General features: G+C 58.1%; 20 protein-coding genes. 14 read left to right on the top strand and 6 right to left on the bottom strand.

Features of this window, described 5'->3' with window-relative positions:
- The first annotated feature begins 352 nt into the window (after nucleotides 1-352).
- Nucleotides 353-1,381, top strand: a complete 1,029-nt coding sequence (locus NAC44_RS09705) for a threonine ammonia-lyase (protein ID WP_250940223.1) — start codon at nucleotides 353-355, stop codon at nucleotides 1,379-1,381.
- Nucleotides 1,382-2,152: 771 nt separating this feature from the next.
- Here the strand turns inward: NAC44_RS09705 and NAC44_RS09700 are convergent.
- The 3 genes from NAC44_RS09700 to NAC44_RS09690 all read right to left on the bottom strand — a co-directional run bounded on the left by NAC44_RS09700 (nucleotide 2,153) and on the right by NAC44_RS09690 (nucleotide 4,891).
- Nucleotides 2,153-3,139, bottom strand: a complete 987-nt coding sequence (locus tag NAC44_RS09700; protein WP_250940221.1) for a quinone oxidoreductase family protein — start codon at nucleotides 3,137-3,139, stop codon at nucleotides 2,153-2,155.
- Between the two features lie 53 nt (nucleotides 3,140-3,192).
- Nucleotides 3,193-3,759, bottom strand: a complete 567-nt coding sequence (locus NAC44_RS09695) for a TetR/AcrR family transcriptional regulator (RefSeq protein WP_250940219.1) — start codon at nucleotides 3,757-3,759, stop codon at nucleotides 3,193-3,195.
- 187 nt (nucleotides 3,760-3,946) lie between these two features.
- The gene (locus NAC44_RS09690; RefSeq protein ID WP_250940217.1) at nucleotides 3,947-4,891 is read right to left on the bottom strand and encodes a LysR family transcriptional regulator; all 945 of its coding nucleotides are present in this window, start codon (nucleotides 4,889-4,891) and stop codon (nucleotides 3,947-3,949) included.
- Nucleotides 4,892-5,005: 114 nt separating this feature from the next.
- Here NAC44_RS09690 and NAC44_RS09685 point away from each other — a divergent pair, with 114 nt between their 5' ends.
- The 6 genes from NAC44_RS09685 (at nucleotide 5,006) to NAC44_RS09660 (ending at nucleotide 8,484) form a co-directional block, all read left to right on the top strand.
- Nucleotides 5,006-5,560 (top strand): carboxymuconolactone decarboxylase family protein, encoded by a 555-nt coding sequence (locus NAC44_RS09685; protein ID WP_250940215.1) that lies wholly within the window; start codon nucleotides 5,006-5,008, stop codon nucleotides 5,558-5,560.
- A gap of 88 nt (nucleotides 5,561-5,648) precedes the next feature.
- A complete protein-coding gene (locus NAC44_RS09680) occupies nucleotides 5,649-6,509 on the top strand; it encodes an alpha/beta fold hydrolase (RefSeq protein WP_250940213.1) in 861 nt (286 codons plus the stop codon).
- An 84-nt stretch (nucleotides 6,510-6,593) separates the two neighbouring features.
- The gene (locus tag NAC44_RS09675; protein WP_250940211.1) at nucleotides 6,594-6,989 is read left to right on the top strand and encodes a nuclear transport factor 2 family protein; all 396 of its coding nucleotides are present in this window, start codon (nucleotides 6,594-6,596) and stop codon (nucleotides 6,987-6,989) included.
- Nucleotides 6,989-7,606, top strand: a complete 618-nt coding sequence (locus NAC44_RS09670; protein WP_250940209.1) for a pyridoxamine 5'-phosphate oxidase family protein — start codon at nucleotides 6,989-6,991, stop codon at nucleotides 7,604-7,606. Before NAC44_RS09675 ends, NAC44_RS09670 begins: the two co-directional genes overlap by 1 nt.
- Nucleotides 7,603-8,067, top strand: a complete 465-nt coding sequence (locus NAC44_RS09665; RefSeq protein WP_250940207.1) for a nuclear transport factor 2 family protein — start codon at nucleotides 7,603-7,605, stop codon at nucleotides 8,065-8,067. The genes NAC44_RS09670 and NAC44_RS09665 overlap by 4 nt, the downstream gene beginning before the upstream one ends.
- A gap of 54 nt (nucleotides 8,068-8,121) precedes the next feature.
- Nucleotides 8,122-8,484, top strand: coding sequence for an FMN-dependent NADH-azoreductase (locus NAC44_RS09660; RefSeq protein WP_250940205.1), 363 nt, complete (start codon nucleotides 8,122-8,124; stop codon nucleotides 8,482-8,484).
- Between the two features lie 212 nt (nucleotides 8,485-8,696).
- On the opposite strand, the gene NAC44_RS09655 is transcribed toward NAC44_RS09660, so the two are convergent.
- On the bottom strand, nucleotides 8,697-9,119 hold the full coding sequence (locus NAC44_RS09655; RefSeq protein ID WP_250940204.1) for a DUF1330 domain-containing protein: 423 nt from the start codon (nucleotides 9,117-9,119) through the stop codon (nucleotides 8,697-8,699).
- Nucleotides 9,120-9,195: 76 nt separating this feature from the next.
- On the opposite strand from NAC44_RS09655, the gene NAC44_RS09650 reads away from it, so the two are divergent.
- The gene (locus tag NAC44_RS09650; RefSeq protein ID WP_250940202.1) at nucleotides 9,196-9,801 is read left to right on the top strand and encodes a TetR/AcrR family transcriptional regulator; all 606 of its coding nucleotides are present in this window, start codon (nucleotides 9,196-9,198) and stop codon (nucleotides 9,799-9,801) included.
- A gap of 264 nt (nucleotides 9,802-10,065) precedes the next feature.
- On the opposite strand, the gene NAC44_RS09645 is transcribed toward NAC44_RS09650, so the two are convergent.
- Nucleotides 10,066-11,016, bottom strand: a complete 951-nt coding sequence (locus NAC44_RS09645) for an aldo/keto reductase (RefSeq protein WP_250940201.1) — start codon at nucleotides 11,014-11,016, stop codon at nucleotides 10,066-10,068.
- Nucleotides 11,017-11,192: 176 nt separating this feature from the next.
- Here NAC44_RS09645 and NAC44_RS09640 point away from each other — a divergent pair, with 176 nt between their 5' ends.
- Nucleotides 11,193-12,089, top strand: a complete 897-nt coding sequence (locus tag NAC44_RS09640; RefSeq protein WP_274706846.1) for an AraC family transcriptional regulator — start codon at nucleotides 11,193-11,195, stop codon at nucleotides 12,087-12,089.
- 74 nt (nucleotides 12,090-12,163) lie between these two features.
- On the opposite strand, the gene NAC44_RS09635 is transcribed toward NAC44_RS09640, so the two are convergent.
- Entirely contained in the window at nucleotides 12,164-13,153 is a 990-nt protein-coding gene (locus NAC44_RS09635) for an IS5 family transposase (RefSeq protein ID WP_250940200.1), read from the bottom strand.
- A gap of 129 nt (nucleotides 13,154-13,282) precedes the next feature.
- Between NAC44_RS09635 and NAC44_RS09630 the strand changes: the two genes are divergently transcribed.
- The 5 genes from NAC44_RS09630 (at nucleotide 13,283) to NAC44_RS09610 (ending at nucleotide 16,788) form a co-directional block, all read left to right on the top strand.
- Entirely contained in the window at nucleotides 13,283-13,537 is a 255-nt protein-coding gene (locus tag NAC44_RS09630; RefSeq protein ID WP_250940198.1) for a type II toxin-antitoxin system ParD family antitoxin, read from the top strand.
- Entirely contained in the window at nucleotides 13,537-13,830 is a 294-nt protein-coding gene (locus tag NAC44_RS09625; protein ID WP_250940196.1) for a type II toxin-antitoxin system RelE/ParE family toxin, read from the top strand. The genes NAC44_RS09630 and NAC44_RS09625 overlap by 1 nt, the downstream gene beginning before the upstream one ends.
- A gap of 331 nt (nucleotides 13,831-14,161) precedes the next feature.
- Nucleotides 14,162-15,004 carry a BtpA family protein gene (locus NAC44_RS09620; protein WP_250940194.1) on the top strand — a complete coding sequence of 281 codons (843 nt, stop codon included), beginning with the start codon at nucleotides 14,162-14,164 and terminating at the stop codon, nucleotides 15,002-15,004.
- A 104-nt stretch (nucleotides 15,005-15,108) separates the two neighbouring features.
- Entirely contained in the window at nucleotides 15,109-16,026 is a 918-nt protein-coding gene (locus NAC44_RS09615) for a ribokinase (RefSeq protein WP_338022076.1), read from the top strand.
- 150 nt (nucleotides 16,027-16,176) lie between these two features.
- Entirely contained in the window at nucleotides 16,177-16,788 is a 612-nt protein-coding gene (locus tag NAC44_RS09610) for a cupin domain-containing protein (RefSeq protein ID WP_250940545.1), read from the top strand.
- Nucleotides 16,789-16,909 lie beyond the last annotated feature (121 nt).

Genomic DNA, 16,909 nt, shown 5'->3' with positions numbered 1-16,909 from the left:
TGTTGCGCTCCCCCGCACACAAAAGACCGGCAGTAATGCGTTTAACGGCACCATTACCGTTCGGCCGCTAAATCCGGTGGGTCCCATGAATGAGAGGGTGCCAACCAACGAACAGTCTTAAAAGCGAATTAAAAGCATGTAGTGGCATCGTAAAGTGTGATGAAATAAGCACGTGTATCCTGAGGCGAGGCATAATACTGCAACAAAAAGGCGGTTAACGCTGAATTTGCGCCTGCATTTTATTCTATAAAGCGATTTAAAGACATTAATTTGTATCGCTTTTGAGATGGTTTTTGCTGCTTTATGGTTCTGTGGAAAGGTGACGAATAGTCTCTCGCCGCATGAGGATAAAATGAACGAAGTAGTCTCTTTCGGCCGGCCGTGGAACCTCCTGGAACCCGATATCGAAGAGGTTCAGCAGGCAAGAGAACGGATCGGCAAGGACCTTAGGCCTACCCCGCTGCTTGAGAATGAGCGAGCGAACGATTTGATGGGCGCGAGGCTTCTCGTTAAAGCCGAAGGTCTGCAGCCGACCGGCAGCTTTAAGGTCCGCGGTGCCTTGAACATGATCTCGTTGCTCGCTCAAGACAACGCGCTCGGAAAGGGTGGTCTGCTGACATTTTCCTCGGGTAATCATGGGCAGGCAGTGGCTTGGGCTGCACGAAAGTTGGGAATGCCAGCCGTCGTTTTGATGCCACATGACGCTCCTGCAACGAAAGTTCGCTTGACGAAGGCTTGGGGAGCCGAAGTCATTCTTTATAATCGACCTGGAGACGACCGTGAGTTGATAGGAAGGACGTTGGCTCGTGAACGAGACCTGACGATCATCCCGCCATTTGAGGATCGGCGAATTGTGGCCGGCGCCGGAACGCTTGCCCTAGAGGTCCTCGAAACGCTTACAGGTCAACCCCCGCTCGACATCCTCGTTACAAATTGTTCTGGCGGAGGAATGGCTGCTGGATCAGCGCTTGTGGCTCGAAAATTGTCACCTACGACGCAGGTCTGGACCACGGAGCCGACCGGTTTTGATGATCTTCGGCGTAGCTTACTTGCTGGTCAGGTTGTTGCCAACAGCGGTTCCGGCACATCGATCTGTGATTCTCTCATCGCACCTAAGACGGGTGAACTGACCTTTAGCGTTATGTCCAAATATCTGGCTGGTGCCGTTTCGATTGACGATGAGGACGTACTTCAGGCGATGCAATTTGCCTTCCACGAATATAGGGTCGTAGTGGAACCTGGCGGCGCCGCAGGTCTGGCCGCTGTTTTGTCTGGAAAGATCGATGTGAAAGGCAAGACCGTCGTTGTCGTGCTTTCTGGATCAAATGTAGATCGACCGATTTTTGAGAAGGCCTTGGTTTCTGCGCCAAAGATTCTCTGACAACAATTCGTTTTCAAAGTGTTTTTTAAATATACATCCGCTAAGCTCCAAAGTGATACGAGTTGTTGGTTGGCAGTTAACCGTGAGAATGCGGCCGCTTCGAGCCAGATTGGCAGTTAACGTGAGAATCAGCCCGGGAAGATTCTCAGATTAACTGCAGTTGAGATGACGCGGTTGATCGGCAGGTCCGCCTCGTGATCTCGTTGATGGCACTGCTGAAACGCACCTTGTTCTCGCCCTTCATATGGCTCTGAAGCATTTGGAGCATCTCTGGCCCTGAGCGCTCAACCATAGCTATTCCGGCCAGCAGAGCCGGCCGCAGGTACAGGGGCAGGAGATTGGGCATGACGACATTGGTAGACTCTACCAATCAACGACATCATCGAGATCAGGAATGAGTGCGCCAAGTACCCGGTAACGCCATGGCTCATAATTTCCAAAGGTGGGGTTCTTCACGCGTCGCATCAGTGTCCGAATTGACAGGGTCGACGGTTCGTATCGTATCAGGAGCTTAGGCAATACAAAACGTTCCCATGCCGCGCTTTATGCAAAAAGCGTAAGACAAACGCTGCATTTGTTACATAAAATTCAATTTCTCAGGATGAAGAGAATATTAGACTGGGCGTGGTTTCGTATACAACCGGAAATACATCGATAGCTTTCGATGCCAACTGATTGCTAGCCTCGTGAGGACGGCCTCGGCTTTGCCTCAAGGCCGTCCCCCAAGTGCCAAAATCAAATCGCACCAGCCATGCCGGTTACCTTTGATCGCTATTGCGGTGTCAGCACGATGCGGCCGTTCAGATCGCGGCTCTCCATCCGTTCGTGAGCGGTCACGGCCTCACTGAAGGGGAGTACATCGACCGGAATGTCGCACAGTCCTGAGGCTACCGCTTTTAAGGCTGCCTCAAGACCTGGCCGGATAGCTTGTGGATGCGACGGCAGAAAAGCTCCTGCATTGAAGCCGGTCACCGCCATGCTGCCCAACCAGAGGTCGTTCGTCTTGACGGCATGGGTCCAGTCACCGGCAGCATTGCCTGCGACGATGAGACGGCTGCCCGGCTTCATCAATGCAAAGCTTTGGTCTCGGACGGCTCCGCCGACGGGATCGATGATGACATCGAATCTTTTGCCTGCGAGGACGCCGGGCAGTTCTGCGGAATCGACGATCCGATCGTAGGGCAGTTTCGTGTTTGCCGCCGCTTCCAGCTTGCCTGAACGGACCGTGCCAACGACGCGTGAAGCGCCGAGCTGCCTTGCGATGCTGGGGAATCCGGAGGCGAAGCCTCCGAGTGCGCCGTGCACCAGCACGCTTTCTCCCTCTACGAGCTTGGCGACCAGAGTGAGCGCGACGTGGGCCATCGCGGCGTTGGGGATCATCGCGACAGCGAGAGCAGGATCGACATGAGAGCTCTCGATTGACACAACGCCCTGCACGGGCGCGATGTACACGGAGGCATACCCCCCGGTGCCGGCGCCAGCCGACATCGACACGACCTTCTCGCCGATCGCGAACCCGGTCACGCCATCGCCCAACGCTCGCACTGTGCCAGCTACCTCGAGACCGGGAACGAACGGCGGCTGCGCCATGCCGGGCACATCCTTGAACTGCCCCTGGCGGAAAAGGACGTCGATGAGACCGACCGTCGCATGGCTGACGTCGATCGCAATCTGGCCCGGCCCCGGCGTCGGATCGGGGAGGTCGACCACTTTCAAAACACTCGGGCTGCCGAATTGGGTGGCTTGGACAGCTTTCATGCAAATTTTTCCTTATTTGACTGAGTAGACACTCATTTTTTGTGGTGAAAAATTCAACTTATTGCCTGCCATAGGGCTTCGAACCCGGCATCGCGGACACGCTCTGCATTGCCGGGGTCTTGAATTATGAAATCGATCGTTGTCCCTGCCATCGCTTCAACAAGCGCTCCGACATAGGCCAGGGGCGCGTCGCGCAATGCGCCGGAGGACCGCGCGCGGTCCACAATTTCAACGGCTGGGCCTGCGACGACTGCCGCCGCCTTTCGGCTGGTTTCGGTGATCTGGTCCGAGACCCCGAGTTGCGCCAGGGCTCGCCGCTTAGGCGGATTGGAAACGCCCCAGTCCGTCCAACGCCCCCACAGATGATGCAATTGCTCGCGAACATCACCATCGCCAGGCATTGCTTCCAGGATGGACTCAGACAGCTCCGTCTTCAACTCAACATAGAGCTCATTGAGCAGAGCGGATTTCGTGCCGAAGTATGTGAACACCGATCCATGCGGCACCTGAGCTACCTTGGCGATTTCGGCCGTTGCGGCACCAAGACCGTGTTCGGCAATCAGTTCCATCGCCGCCGTCAGGATCGCATCACGTTTCTCTTCGCTTCTGGGTCGCGCCATTTGCCATCATCCTCGGTCAAAAGATGACTGTTCACTCACGCATTGTCAATAGAGGCGCCATTTCTCCTGAATCACCCCTTCCGCCGACGCGAGTCCACATATTCCAAAGGATGAGGGCCCGTTCGCCGGGGCACCATCTTCGGGCTGGCGTGCCTTCCCCGCTGTGATCGCGTCGCGTGAGGGTGGGTTAGGGGGCTGTTGAAGTGCCTTGCCTGGCGCCGGCAATGTCATGCGATATAACTTGGAGGCGCTGCTGCAGCCGTGGCGCGACAAAATCAAGGAAGGCGCGCAATTTCAACGGCTGCTGCTGGTGCGGGGCATGGACCAGATGCACGGGCATCGCTGGAGGCGCCCTATCCGTCAATACCGGCCATAGCAAGCCCGCCCTGATGCTTGCTGCCGCCTGGTAGGAAAGCACACGGGCGATGCCCACACCCGCGACCGCGCCAGCTACGACGCCTTCCGCAGTGTTGACCGAGAAGCGTGGATTAATTGTCACCTGCTGCTGGGCATTTCCTTCGCCGAAAGGCCATTCACGGTAGCGCTGGAGTCCCTCGAACGCGATGCAATCGTGTTGGGCCAGGTCGTCGGGCGTCTCCGGCTTGCCCCGCCGTTCCAAATAATCCGGGCTCGCGCAGATCACCCATCGGATTTCGCCGACCCTGCGCGCGACCAGCGAACTGTCAGGCAGGCGGCCGATCCTGACTGCGACATCAACGTGCGTTTCGATGAGATCGATGTTGCTGTCGGACAGGACGAGCCGCACCGTCACGTCGGGATAGGCGCCGAGAAAATCGTGGACGATCGGCGCGACATTGAGAGCGCCGAATGCGATGGGAGCGGTCACCAGCAACTCGCCTCGCGGCGCGCGATACTCGCCCGAGGCGGCGCGCTCTGCCTCCGAGAGTTCCTCGAGTACCCGTCGCGCCGAAGCGACATAGGCCGTACCAGCCTCGGTTAGAAGGAGCTTGCGGCTTGTGCGAACGACGAGTTGCGAACCGAGAAAGGTCTCGAGGTCGGACACGCGCCGGCTGACGGTGGGAAGGGGAACGTTGAGAGATCGGGATGCCGCAGACAGGCTCCCTCCATCGACCGCAGCGACCAGCGTGCGCATTGCCTCGAACCTGTCCATCGTCCCTCTCGTTTAGCGGAAGTTAGGCTTCCGGACTTAGCATCTGCCTTCCGGATCCGGAAGGGGGTACTTCAATCCTGCAGCCGCAAGACAACCCGCTCAGGAGAAAAGCACATGTCAAGAATTCCAACCCCCGCCACCGAACAGACCCCCGAAAAGTCCCAGCCGCTGCTTGCGGCAGTTCAAAAGCAGCTCGGCACAGTGCCGAACCTTTTTCGTATCGTCGCCAACAGCCCGGCAGCACTGGAAGCCTATCTCGGCTTTTCTGGTGCCCTCGGTAAAGGTGCGCTATCCGCCAAGACCCGCGAGCGGATTGCGCTGGCGATCGCCCAGGTGAATGATTGCGGCTACTGCCTGTCCGCTCACACCTACATCGCCCGCAACCTCGCCAAGTTCGATGACGCGGAAATCACCGCCAACCGCAACGGCGCCTCCAACGATGTCAAGGCGGATGCAGCCGTGCGCTTCGCCGTCAAGCTCGCCCGTGGACGCGGACAGGCAAGCGATGCCGATATCGCAGCGCTCAAGGATACCGAATATTCCGATGCCGAGATCGTCGAGATCATTGCCCATGTCGCGCTCAACACCTTCACCAACTACGTCAATGAAGCGCTGAAGACTGAAATCGACTTCCCGGTCGTACCGGTTCGCACGGCCGCCGCCGCCTGATCCTTCGCACAAGCTTGGCAAGAACGATGCGGGCGCGCCGCCGCGCCTGCAAACCCTTCCGTACACCTTCCGATCAAGGAGACTTCCCATGACCATTCGTTTCAACACCGTCGGTGTCGATGGCCTCAAGCTGTTCTACCGCGAAGCCGGCGATGCGAGCCGCCCGACCGTACTGCTGCTGCACGGTTTCCCGAGCGCAAGCCACATGTTTCGCGACCTGATCCCTGAACTGGCTGACACTTATCACGTCGTCGCCCCGGACCTGCCTGGTTTCGGCATGACCGAACAGCCTGTCCGCGACCGGTTCGGCTACACATTCGACAACATCACCAATGTCGTTGACCGTTTTACCGAGGTGCTCGGTCTGACCAAGTTCGCAATCTACGTCTTCGACTATGGCGCTCCGGTCGGCTTCCGACTGGCGGTCAAGCATCCTGAGCGGATCACCGCGATCGTCACCCAGAACGGCAACACCTATGTTGAAGGTGTGTCGGATGCCTTCGCGCCGGTCATGGCCTATTGGAACGAGCCAAGCCAGGCCAACCGTGACGCGCTGCGCGGCTTCCTGGCGCCCGAGACGACACTCTTCCAGTACACGCACGGGGTCGATGATCCGACAAAGGTCTCACCTGACGGCCGCAACCTTGACGATTTCTATCTGTCGCGGCCCGGCAACGACGAGATCCAGCTCGATCTGCTGCTCGACTACCAGACCAATGTCGCGCTCTACGACACCATCCAGGGTTATCTGCGCGCGCATCAGCCGCCGGTGCTGGCGATCTGGGGCAAGAACGATCCGTTCTTCATTCCGCCGGGCGCCGAAGCATTCAAGCGCGATGTACCGACTGCGGACGTTCGCTTTGTCGACAGCGGGCACTTCGCCCTTGAAACCCACGCCGCCGAGATCGGCGCTGCGATGCGGGAATTCCTCGGCAAGCATATCGGCTGAACCACCTGTCCGGGCGCACCATTCTGCGCCCGGACCTAGCAATCAGGAACCGTAACCGTCCGCCTGAATTTCCGGAGACCAGCCATGACACATGCACGTGATATCGTTCGCGACTTTTACAACAAGCTTTCCGTCGGCGATGCGCAAGGCGCTCTCGGCCTGATGGCACCCGACATCGAATGGACCACGATGTGGCACTACAAGGTCGATGGTCGTGGCCCGGACAAGGTTGCCGAAGGCCTGTTCAAGCCGCTGATGGCGGAATGGGTGAGCTTCGCGCTCGTCCCAACCGAGTTCATCACCGAAGGCGAGACTGTCGTATCTCTTGGCGACTTCACCGGCGTCCACGGCGCGACCGGCAAGACGTCGAACGCCCGCTATGCCCATGTCTGGACGGTTCGTGACGGCAAGATCACCACCTTCCGCCAATATATCGACACGCTGGCCATCGAACAGGCGCGGCGGGAGAGGGAGCTGTGATGGCTGCTAATAGCGACATCGCCTTCACCCCTTCGGTCAAGGCCATCCAATCAATGCGCGGCTCCAGGGAGCTTTACCAGAAAGTCGAGATGGACGGAGGCTTTCGAGCAAGAATTGACGATCGACTGAGGGCCGCACTGTCCGAGGCGAATTCGGCTTACCTGTCGACAGCCAGCGCAACCGGCCAACCTTATACGCAGCATCGCGGTGGCCCGCGCGGCTTCATCCAGATAATCGATGACCGAACGATCGGGTTTGCGGATTACTCGGGCAACCGCCAATATATCACAGTCGGCAACCTTGCCGAAAACCCGCAAGCCTTCCTGTTCCTGATGGACTATGCGCGCCGCCGCCGCATCAAGATCTGGGGCAGCGCACGCGTAATATCTGACGACAACAAGCTGATCGAGCGACTGATGCCGGAAGGCTACGGAGCGCGGCCGGAAGCCGCGATCCTGTTCGAAATCACCGCCTGGGACATCAACTGCCCCCAGCATATCCCGCAGAAGATCGACGCCGATCTGGTCGCAGCCGCGCTTGCCGAGCGCGACGCCGAAATAGCCAGTCTGAAAGCTGAACTCGCCGCCTTGAAGGCCTCGAAAGGAGACAAGCCATGACCCGCCCACCGCTTCCGCCCTTCACCGAGGAAAGCGCCATCCAGAAGGTTCGTGCAGCCGAGGATGCCTGGAACAGCCGTGATCCCGCGCGCGTCGCGCTGGCCTACACACCCGACAGCCGCTGGCGCAACCGCGCCGAATTCCCTCGCGGCCGCGCAGAAATCGAGGCGTTTCTCACGCGCAAATGGGTGCGTGAACTCGAATACCGACTTGTCAAGGAACTCTGGACCTTCGCTGGCGACCGCATCGCCGTGCGGTTCGCCTACGAATATCACGATGATAGCGGTCAGTGGTTTCGCGCTTACGGAAACGAGAACTGGCAGTTCGATGCCGACGGCCTGATGGAACTTCGCTTCGCCAGCATCAACGAACATCCGATCACCGAGGCGGATCGCAAGTTCCGCTGGCCTCTGGGCCGTCGTCCCGACGAACATCCCGGTCTTAGCGACTTCGGTTTCTGACGCGACGCGCATACCAGCACACACCAACCGAGACCAGACCTGAAGGAGACCATCATGACCAAGCTGTTGTACATACAAGCCTCGCCCCGGGGCGAAAATTCGAAATCCGGGCAGGTGGCAGACACCTATCTCGCCGCCCTGACAGCCGCAAATCCAGGTATCGAGGTCGACACACTCTCGGTCTGGGATATCGATCTGCCGGTCTTTGACGGCGACAAGGTAGCCGCCAAGATCAACGTAATGACCGGACAGGATCATAATAGCGTCCAAAGAACCGCCTGGGACCAGATCGCCGAGATCGCGAACCGCTTCATTTCGGCCGATCGCTACCTGTTTTCGGTGCCGATGTGGAACAGTGGCGTCCCCTACCGGCTGAAGCCCTATATCGACGTCATCCACCAGCCGGGCCTGCTCTGACCGCTTCGGGCCAACAGTTGCCGAAACCGCTAGGTAGCTTCGCGCCCCCGTATTGGTCCTTCCACATGTTCTGTCGTTTGCCGAAAACCTGCCGGTCTGCTCGCATAGTCTGCAAAGCGCCTTCATATCGGCCCTTGCCCCCTCCGGCCCGCATCGGAGCATGATGCCTGCCCAGCGCCATCTTGGCGCTCTCGGAGGAAAGTAAGCGGGGCTCACCGCGGCAAATAAGGTTGTGTCGTGACGAGGAATTTCCAGTCCGCAAGCGCGGCACGCCGATGCGGTGCGGCCTGTGCCGCATACACCGGGCTTTGAAGGATCTTCCGCAGCACGTCGAAGCTCGCATACCGGACGATGACGATGTCATCCCAAGCTTCGCCGTCCTGTCCGACCAGAACGCCACGAACGTTTCCGACCCAGAAGACGGAGAAATCTTCTCCTTGTGCGACCGTGTTGAAGGCGGGCGCATACCTCTGAAAATAGGCCTCGCGTCCTGAGCAGGCAGGAAGATCGCTGGCGACTTCATAGGCAGCCATCTCGCGGTAGCGCACCATGTTGACCATATAGACTGGGCCCGCGTCTGCCAGTGCTTTCGCTGCAGTTTCGATCGCAGCGTTCTCGTATTCAGTTCTAGTCATCTTTGTTCCTCGCTTGATGGGGTCCCGATGTGGCTAGAGTGTCTCAGCATTTGTTATTGCAATTGAATACGTACAAATGTATTTATTGGCAATGGCAAGACCTTCTCTTCGCGAAAAAATCATCGAATCCGGCGTGCAGACGCTGCATGAGCGTGGGTATTCTGGTTCAGGCGTGCGTGAAATCACGGCGGATGCCGGTGTTCCGCAAGGCTGTTTCACGAACCATTTCCGATCGAAGGAGGCCTTCGCGAGCGTGGTCCTCGATCGCTATCATCAGCGTACGCAGGCCATCATGGACCTGACGCTGCGTGATGAGAGGCTGCCTGCGGTCAATCGGCTCCGCGCCTATTTCGATGAGGTAACCCGATGGCTGGAAGAGGCCGGTTGGCGGTATGGTTGCCTCGTCGGAAATCTAAGCCTTGAGATGCCCGAGCATAGCGAGGTGCTGCGCAGCCATCTTATTGAGGTGTGCCGGTCGCTTACGGATGCCTTCGCTGATGTCGTGCGGGTCGGGCAGGAGCAGGGCGAGATACGCCTTGACCTTGACGCCGACGACGTCGCGACATTTCTCCTCGCCTCTTGGGAGGGCGCGATGATGCGGATGAAGGTCGATCGCTCTCCTCAGCCGATCGAGCAATTCAAGCGTGTGTTGTTCGCAACGGTCCTTCAGCCACCGCGTTAAGAGAAGCCTTCTCGTTCCAGGGGATGAGGCGCTTCGTGTGGTATCTATCGTTTCTGGCAAACGGCGGACGTTCCCGATCAATGGAATAGTGAACAGGCGTGCAAAGCTATCTCCGGCGAACACTTCAAGCGGAACGAGACGTCAGCCGGATGAACTCGATCCGGCTACAAATAGCCGTCTCCGCCAGCGGCCGATGGAGCAGCCCGCTGGCGTGTCGGCATGTCCATGCGTCCCTCGCGATGCAACAGCGGGGTTACCGTAGTCTCACATATCCTTCTCCCACCAGCCGCGGGTGTTGACGCCTGTAGACTGAGCGAGGACTTCCAACTCGGCGATCTCATCATCCGAGAGCGCCAGTGCGGCGGTCCGGATCAGGCCCTCGACATGGTGGGGCTTGGTAACGCCGATGATAGGGGTTGCCCCTTTGGCAAGGGCCCAGGCCGTCGCGATGTCCGCAGCCGTCGCCCCATGGCGTTGACCGATGTTGTAGAGTCCGTCCAACAGGGACTGCAACTGGGGCAGTATGGCGTTGTAAACCTCCGCCCGGTTGGTGCCGCTGGGCAATGGGTTTTGGGCACTGTACTTTCCGCCCAGCGCGCCTTGTTCGAGAACCATATAGGCGAAGAACGGGATATTTCTGTCGCGGCAGTACTCCAGAAGGCCGGCGTTCTCGGGTGCGCGGTAAAGTAGGCTGTAGTGATTTTGAACGGCCTCGACCCGATGCCCGGCGTCTTCGAGGATTTGGTTGGCGCGTTTGATTTCGTCCAGGTTATGGTTCGAGACGCCGATATGCCGGACCTTCCCGCTGTCGAGCATCGGAATAAGGTGAGGTGTCCACCGCGCTACATCCGCCGGATTGTGTATCCAGTAAAGGTCGATGTAGTCCGTGCCAAGGCGGGCGAGGCTCTGTTCGAGCATATCCGCGACCGGATCATCGCCGGTGCCTGCGGCTTGCGGGGTGAATTTGGTCGAGAGTTGGTAGTCGCTGCGGGAATAGCGTTTCAATACCTCCCCGAGCACCGTTTCAGACCGCCCCATGCCGTAGACCACGGCCGTATCCCACAGGGTGAACCCGGCGGTCTGGGCGGCTTTGGCGATGTCGTCCAGCCCATCGCGGCTCAGCGAGCTGCCAAAATAGCCAGCGCCTGCATCGCCGCTGTCGCCCCAGGCCCAGGTTCCCAACGCTACCCTCGGCGTTTTCATTGTGTCGTTCATCGTCCTTGCTTCCGTTTCCGTTTGCCGCCAGATCTGTTGTGATCCGACACACTGCTCGGGCAGGATGGTGCAAGCCGTGCCGTACCGTGAGTCTGATGCACCGGAATTTCTGCACGATCCTCCGAGACAGGCGAGATGCACATTGCGTGCTTGCTCTGCAGATGGGATGATTGGGTATGGACAGAATTGACGAAATCGCTGGGCTTATTGCCCGACACGTCCCGGCGGACGGGTTTCATACAACGCCGATCGCACGGCTAACGCTTGCGCGATCGTCCACCGTGACGATCCCGATGCCCAACGTCTATCGGCCGCAGCTTTGTTTTGTTGCACAGGGGCAAAAGGAGGTTTCGCTCGGAGATCAGTTGTTCACATATAGCCCCGGTCGATACGGGGTCGTGACCTATGATCTGCCGGTGATCGGCCATGTGGTCGAGGCCACGCCGGCCAACCCCTATCTTTGCCTATTCATCGAATTCGATCCGGTGATGCTGGCCGATCTGGCGCATCGCATACCGCCGCCAGTTGGCGTCTTTGCGCCGATCGGCAAGACGGTAACCGACGCCGATCCTGCCCTGCTCGACTCGGTGCTGCGCCTGATGCGGTTGTTGGACGATCCGGCAGCATTTCCGGTCCTCGCGCCGCTCGCGGAGCAGGAAATCCTCTACCGACTGCTCGCTGGGCCGGACGGGGGCAGGATGCGGAGCGTCACCTCCAACCAAGGGCGGGTTGCCCAGGTCGGTCGTGCAATCGCCTGGATTGGCAAGAACTTCCGGCAGCGCTTCAGCATAGAGACGCTCGCTGCGGAAGTCGGGATGAGCCCGTCTAGCCTTCATGAACATTTTCGCGCCGTGACCGCGATGACACCGCTCCAGTTCCAAAAGCAGTTGCGGTTGCAGGATGCGCGCAGCCTGATGCTTGTCGAAGACATCGATGTGGCGAGTGCCGCTTTGCGAGTGGGGTATGAGAGCCCGTCGCAGTTCAGCCGTGAATATCGTCGCCTCTTCGGCGAGCCGCCGGCGCGCGATGTCGCTCGCCTGCGAACTCTGCCGATCATGGCCGGCGTCGCGTGAAGGCGACCAGCGACTTGGTTCGGCTTTGGTGCGCGGGTCGTTGAAAGAACGGCATTTCGTCTTTGATGCTGTTGCTACGGCGTTGCAGTTTTGCAACGGACGGATTTCGGGCGTGCGCATGCCATCATTCTATTGAGGACCGAGCAGCCTGCGGCGACTTCCGTCCGCTGCGCTCCGAATGAGCGCGCCCGCAACTGGGTTCCGATGATCGATTTGTAACGACCGATCGCGGTCTTGACCAGGGATCGTTTTCCGTAGCCGGTCGCGACCTGCCACTTTATTCGGCCAGCGGTGTTGATCGCCGCAATGTGTCGGTCTCGCTGGCTCGAAGGATCGGCGTCCGGCCGTTCCACCGCATTGGCGCGTGGCGGAATGACCATCGCAGCGCCGGCGCTATGCTTGGTGACGGCGCCATAGGTGGGGTTGCCGTCATAAGCGCCATCGCCCGTGAACTGGTCGATGGGGTCATCGATCTGGTTGAGCAGCGGCTCCACCTGCGAGGCATCGCCGGCATCCTGATCGGTCATAACGTGCGCGATGATATCGCCGCTATCGGCATCCAGCGCGAGATGCAGCTTGCGCCAACCCCGACGGGATTTGACGCCATGCTTTTCCTCCAGCCATTGGCCAGCGCCGTAGACCTGCAGCCCTGTGCTATCGATCAATACGTGTGCGGGACCTTCCCGAGGGATGCCCCTATCTGGGCGCTTGTTTGGCGCTCTCGGTTTATTTGCACGACGGCTCAGGGTCGTGTGATCGGGAACGGCGAGATCCAGCCCAATCAGCTTCAGCAAGGAGGTCAAAAAGCCCTCCGTCTGACGCAGTCGAAGGCCGAACACCAACCCCAGCGTCAGGGCAGTCTCGATCGCCAGATCGGAGTAGCGCGGCTGTCCACCGCGCGTCGTCCGCATCGGGGCCTGCCAGGAAGACTGTGCCTCCGGCGTTATCCAAAGTGTCAGGCTGCCACGCCGACGAAGGCCTGCCTCGTATTCCGCCCAGTTCGTGACCCTGAACTTCATCTTACCGATATAATAGCGGCGGGAGGCATTCTGTTTGAAAGGCATCGTGGCGGAAACCAGTTATGGAGCTGGCCCAGCCAACTACGACACCCCCGATGAAGGATCCGTGCACCAAGGCTTCAATTTGACAAACTTTGCCATCAAACAGTATCTTGACACATTAAGGAGACTCGAATGGCGACGATGAATGTATCCCTTCCAGACCTCATGAAAGATTGGGTGGAAGCACAGACCAAGACGGGTCGCTACTCGAACGCGAGCGATTATGTGAGGGACCTGATCCGCAGAGACCAAGTCCGTACGGATAAGATTGCCGAGATGCAGCGCTTTGTCGACGATGGGATTAGAAGCGGAGTTGGGAGCCGTTCAAGCGACGAGTTGTTTGCTGCAGCGACGGCTCGAGCCGAAATCAGCCGCGGACGTGCTTGATGCCATTCAGCCTTTCGGTTCAAGCGGAAGAGGATATTGTTTCCATTGCAGAAGAAGGTATCAGCATCTTTGGAACACTGGTTGCCAAACGATATCACGATGAGCTTTTTGCCTTGCTCGAATTCATCGCCAACAACCCAGGAATGGCGTGCGAACGACATGAAATTTCTCCTCCTGTCAGAATTCATCCCTTCAAGGCTCACCTTATGGTGTATCGCGTCGTTGAAGATGGGGGCATGTTCGTGATCCGTATCCGGCACGGCCATGAAGATTGGGCGGGAGATTCTTTCTAATCGATCCGTTCGCTGATTCATAAACTGAGATGTGATGACGCCGCTTGCTTCGTTATTCCGGTCCCCAGATAGACATCATCAGAGCCAGGTCGAGTGTTTAGCCCGGTTTCTGTGCTAAATGTTTGATTAAGCTTTGAAGTTTTCCCCCTTTCGGCGCAGAAGGCAGCCCCCAGTTGGTACAGGTTAACACGCTGATCTATTTTCCGTTTCTTCGGCGCGGCGGGGGGCGGCCTTCAGCGCCGAGGGTGGGGGCAAATGCTACGCCGAAACACAGAAAGACCACCCATTTGTTTTACAGCAATAGACCAGATGATGCAGCAGGAGATGATCGGTGACCGGTACAATAATCTCTGACAACGCCGCCAATGCCATTCAGGAAATCTTCTCGCGGGAGAAAGTTCTGATAGGGATGGTCCATTGCCCGGCATTTCCGGGCGCGCCTCGCTTTCGGGGAACGAGCAATGACGCAATTTACGATGCGTGCATGCGTGATGCAGAGATCCTGATCTCTGAAGGTTTTCATGGGCTGATCGTCGAGAACCACGGCGATGTTCCGTTTTCAAAACCTGAGGACATTGGTCCGGAAACCGCGGCATTCATGTCCGTGGTTGCGGATCGAATCGCCAGAGCGACTGGTGTACCGATCGGGATCAACGTCCTGGCGAACGCACCAATACCAGCACTGGCCATTGCTGCGGCATCGGGAGCCAGCTTCATTCGTGTGAACCAATGGGCGAATGCCTATGTGGCGAACGAAGGATTCATGGAGGGACGGGCCGCCGAGGCCATGCGCTACAGGTCTCTGCTCCGCGCCGAGCGCGTCAAGATCTTTGCCGACAGTCATGTGAAACATGGTAGTCATGCCATCGTCGCCGATCGTTCGATTGTCGAGCTGACGCGCGATCTCGCCTTTTTCGACGCCGATTGTGTCATCGCGACAGGGCAGCGGACGGGCGACAGCGCTAGCCTCGATGAAATTGCCGAGATCGGCGGAGCGACGCATCTGCCGCTTCTGATCGGTTCCGGCGTCAACGCCTCCAATATCGGCGCAATTCTGGAGCGGACGAATGGCGTGATCGTGGCCTCGTCACTAAAGCAGGACGGCGTGTGGTGGAACCCCGTCGACCGGGAGCGCACGCGAACCTTCGTACAGGCAGCAAATGCTTATCTCTGAAACGAGCATGGCGATGCGGAGGTGGCGGTTGCGCCGCCGTCCAACCATTGATGGCGTCCAATGATCCGTTTTCGTGATGCACAAGTTTCGAGAGGCTGAAGGAAGTGCCCAGCAGACATGTTTTCGTAGTCGGGAACGCCGCTGTCGATGAGACGATCGTGGTTGAAGATTTTCCTGTCGCAGGGTCGTCGATCCACGGTCAGGTCATTGGGCAGGACCTTGGCGGGAAGGGCTTGAACCAGGCTGTTGTGATCGCGCGATGCGGCGTCCCGACAACACTGGTCGCGGCGATCGGAAACGACGCCCGCGCGGACATCATCCGCGACGGGCTGGCGGATGAACCGCTGCAATGTGTCTTCCTCTCCACTGCATACCCGACCGACAGCTCAATCATCCTCAGAGACCGGCTCGGCGATAATGCCAATATCACCACCACCGCATCGGCAAATTGTCTCGACGCACAGGCTGTTTTCTCCGCGCTTTCGTCCGCGACGCCCGCAGACGTCTTGATCATTCAGGGCAACCTTTCTTCGGAGGCCGCAAGGGCCTGTCTGGAACGGGCAAAATCGATCGGCATGACCGCGGTGGCAAATCCCTCGCCCTATCGGGAGTATTTTGCGTCGCTTTGGTCCTTCATCGACACGGTTTTTGTGAATGAGAGTGAAGCGAAGCTACTGAGTGACGATGGCCAGCGCTTTGATCCAGACTTCTGCTGGTCGAAAGGAATGAAGGCTGTCGTCAGATCGTTGGGCGAAAAGGGTGCTGAACTGCATAGGCCGGCCACATCCTTTTTCATTCCGGCCATAAAGGTGCCGGTCCAGGACACGACTGGCGCTGGCGATGTCTTTCTCGCGGCATCACTGAGTTCGGCGTTAAACCGCAATGGCATGATCGATGACATCGCCATAGGCCACGGAGTACGAGCAGCCTCCATCGCGGTGGCGCGGGAAGGAACGTTCAGGGCTCTCCCTACGCGAGAAGAACTCCGCTCAGTACTGGTTCTGCCGCGACCCGAGCTCTGAAACTCTGCGTATCGTCAGAACAGCAGCGCTCCCCATTCCGTTTCTATTGAACCGCCTTCAAGGCACTTGAAAATTATGGTTCAAGCTGACTATGCTTTGCCAGAGCATCACGGGTGCAATTGCATCCCTATTTGCAGCCAAGGAAATTTAATGTCTTTTGTCAAACCTACCCACGTCGATATGGAAGACACGCTTTCGATCAATCCTCCCCGCCTGGGAATGCGGCTGAAGCTCGCGCGCCAGACGCGGGGCATGACACTCAAGGCGCTTGCCGAGGCTGCCAATTGCTCGGAAAGCCTGCTTTCCAAGATTGAGAATGGCAAAGCCACGCCTTCCCTGCCGATGCTGCACCGTCTGGTCGGTGCACTTGGAACGAATATCGGCTGGATGTTCGAGGAGGCAGATGGCGACGAGCAGATGATCTTCCGCGAGGGCAAGCGACCTTTGATCGCGCTGGATCCACTGCGGCGCGGTGAGGGCATATCGCTCGAAAGGGTCGTGCCCTACTCTCCAGGGCATCTCCTTCAATGCAACATCCACCACATCGAAAAGGGCGGCAAAAGTGCCGGACCGATCCAGCATGTCGGTGAGGAAGTGGGCTATGTTCTCGTTGGTCGCATTGAACTCATCATTGACGGAAAAGTTTTCAATCTCTCGGCTGGCGACAGCTTCGTTTTCAATTCTGAACTGCCCCATCATTACCAAAACGTCGGTGAAGAGCGGGCCAGCATATTCTGGGTAAACACCCCTCCGACATTCTAATATGAGATAAAAATCAAATTATTGAACAAAAAATGAAAGTGAAATTATTCTCATTCAAGTAACTTGACAAAAATGAAATGCCCTTGAATTATAGCCTCCGTCGTCGGCCCTCGGGCTGAGC

It is taken from the genome of Allorhizobium sonneratiae (assembly GCF_023700755.1).
In the GTDB taxonomy this organism is placed as follows: Bacteria; Pseudomonadota; Alphaproteobacteria; order Rhizobiales; family Rhizobiaceae; genus Allorhizobium; species Allorhizobium sonneratiae.
Note: the sequence above shows the minus strand (reverse complement) of the source record. Positions and strands in the feature narration are given on the sequence as shown.

Bases quoted from the DNA above. Each gene is read 5' to 3' on its own strand.
- NAC44_RS09695 (WP_250940219.1), bottom strand. From the start codon at position 3,759: ATGGCGCGACCCAGAAGCGAAGAGAAACGTGATGCGATCCTGACGGCG.
- NAC44_RS09625 (WP_250940196.1), top strand. From the start codon at position 13,537: ATGCCATTCAGCCTTTCGGTTCAAGCGGAAGAGGATATTGTTTCCATT.
- NAC44_RS09700 (WP_250940221.1), bottom strand. From the start codon at position 3,139: ATGAAAGCTGTCCAAGCCACCCAATTCGGCAGCCCGAGTGTTTTGAAA.
- NAC44_RS09675 (WP_250940211.1), top strand. From the start codon at position 6,594: ATGACACATGCACGTGATATCGTTCGCGACTTTTACAACAAGCTTTCC.
- NAC44_RS09635 (WP_250940200.1), bottom strand. From the start codon at position 13,153: ATGCCTTTCAAACAGAATGCCTCCCGCCGCTATTATATCGGTAAGATG.
- NAC44_RS09640 (WP_274706846.1), top strand. From the start codon at position 11,193: ATGGACAGAATTGACGAAATCGCTGGGCTTATTGCCCGACACGTCCCG.
- NAC44_RS09610 (WP_250940545.1), top strand. From the start codon at position 16,177: ATGTCTTTTGTCAAACCTACCCACGTCGATATGGAAGACACGCTTTCG.
- NAC44_RS09650 (WP_250940202.1), top strand. From the start codon at position 9,196: ATGTATTTATTGGCAATGGCAAGACCTTCTCTTCGCGAAAAAATCATC.
- NAC44_RS09645 (WP_250940201.1), bottom strand. From the start codon at position 11,016: ATGAACGACACAATGAAAACGCCGAGGGTAGCGTTGGGAACCTGGGCC.
- NAC44_RS09690 (WP_250940217.1), bottom strand. From the start codon at position 4,891: ATGGACAGGTTCGAGGCAATGCGCACGCTGGTCGCTGCGGTCGATGGA.
- NAC44_RS09665 (WP_250940207.1), top strand. From the start codon at position 7,603: ATGACCCGCCCACCGCTTCCGCCCTTCACCGAGGAAAGCGCCATCCAG.
- NAC44_RS09630 (WP_250940198.1), top strand. From the start codon at position 13,283: ATGGCGACGATGAATGTATCCCTTCCAGACCTCATGAAAGATTGGGTG.
- NAC44_RS09660 (WP_250940205.1), top strand. From the start codon at position 8,122: ATGACCAAGCTGTTGTACATACAAGCCTCGCCCCGGGGCGAAAATTCG.
- NAC44_RS09655 (WP_250940204.1), bottom strand. From the start codon at position 9,119: ATGACTAGAACTGAATACGAGAACGCTGCGATCGAAACTGCAGCGAAA.
- NAC44_RS09705 (WP_250940223.1), top strand. From the start codon at position 353: ATGAACGAAGTAGTCTCTTTCGGCCGGCCGTGGAACCTCCTGGAACCC.
- NAC44_RS09680 (WP_250940213.1), top strand. From the start codon at position 5,649: ATGACCATTCGTTTCAACACCGTCGGTGTCGATGGCCTCAAGCTGTTC.
- NAC44_RS09685 (WP_250940215.1), top strand. From the start codon at position 5,006: ATGTCAAGAATTCCAACCCCCGCCACCGAACAGACCCCCGAAAAGTCC.
- NAC44_RS09670 (WP_250940209.1), top strand. From the start codon at position 6,989: ATGGCTGCTAATAGCGACATCGCCTTCACCCCTTCGGTCAAGGCCATC.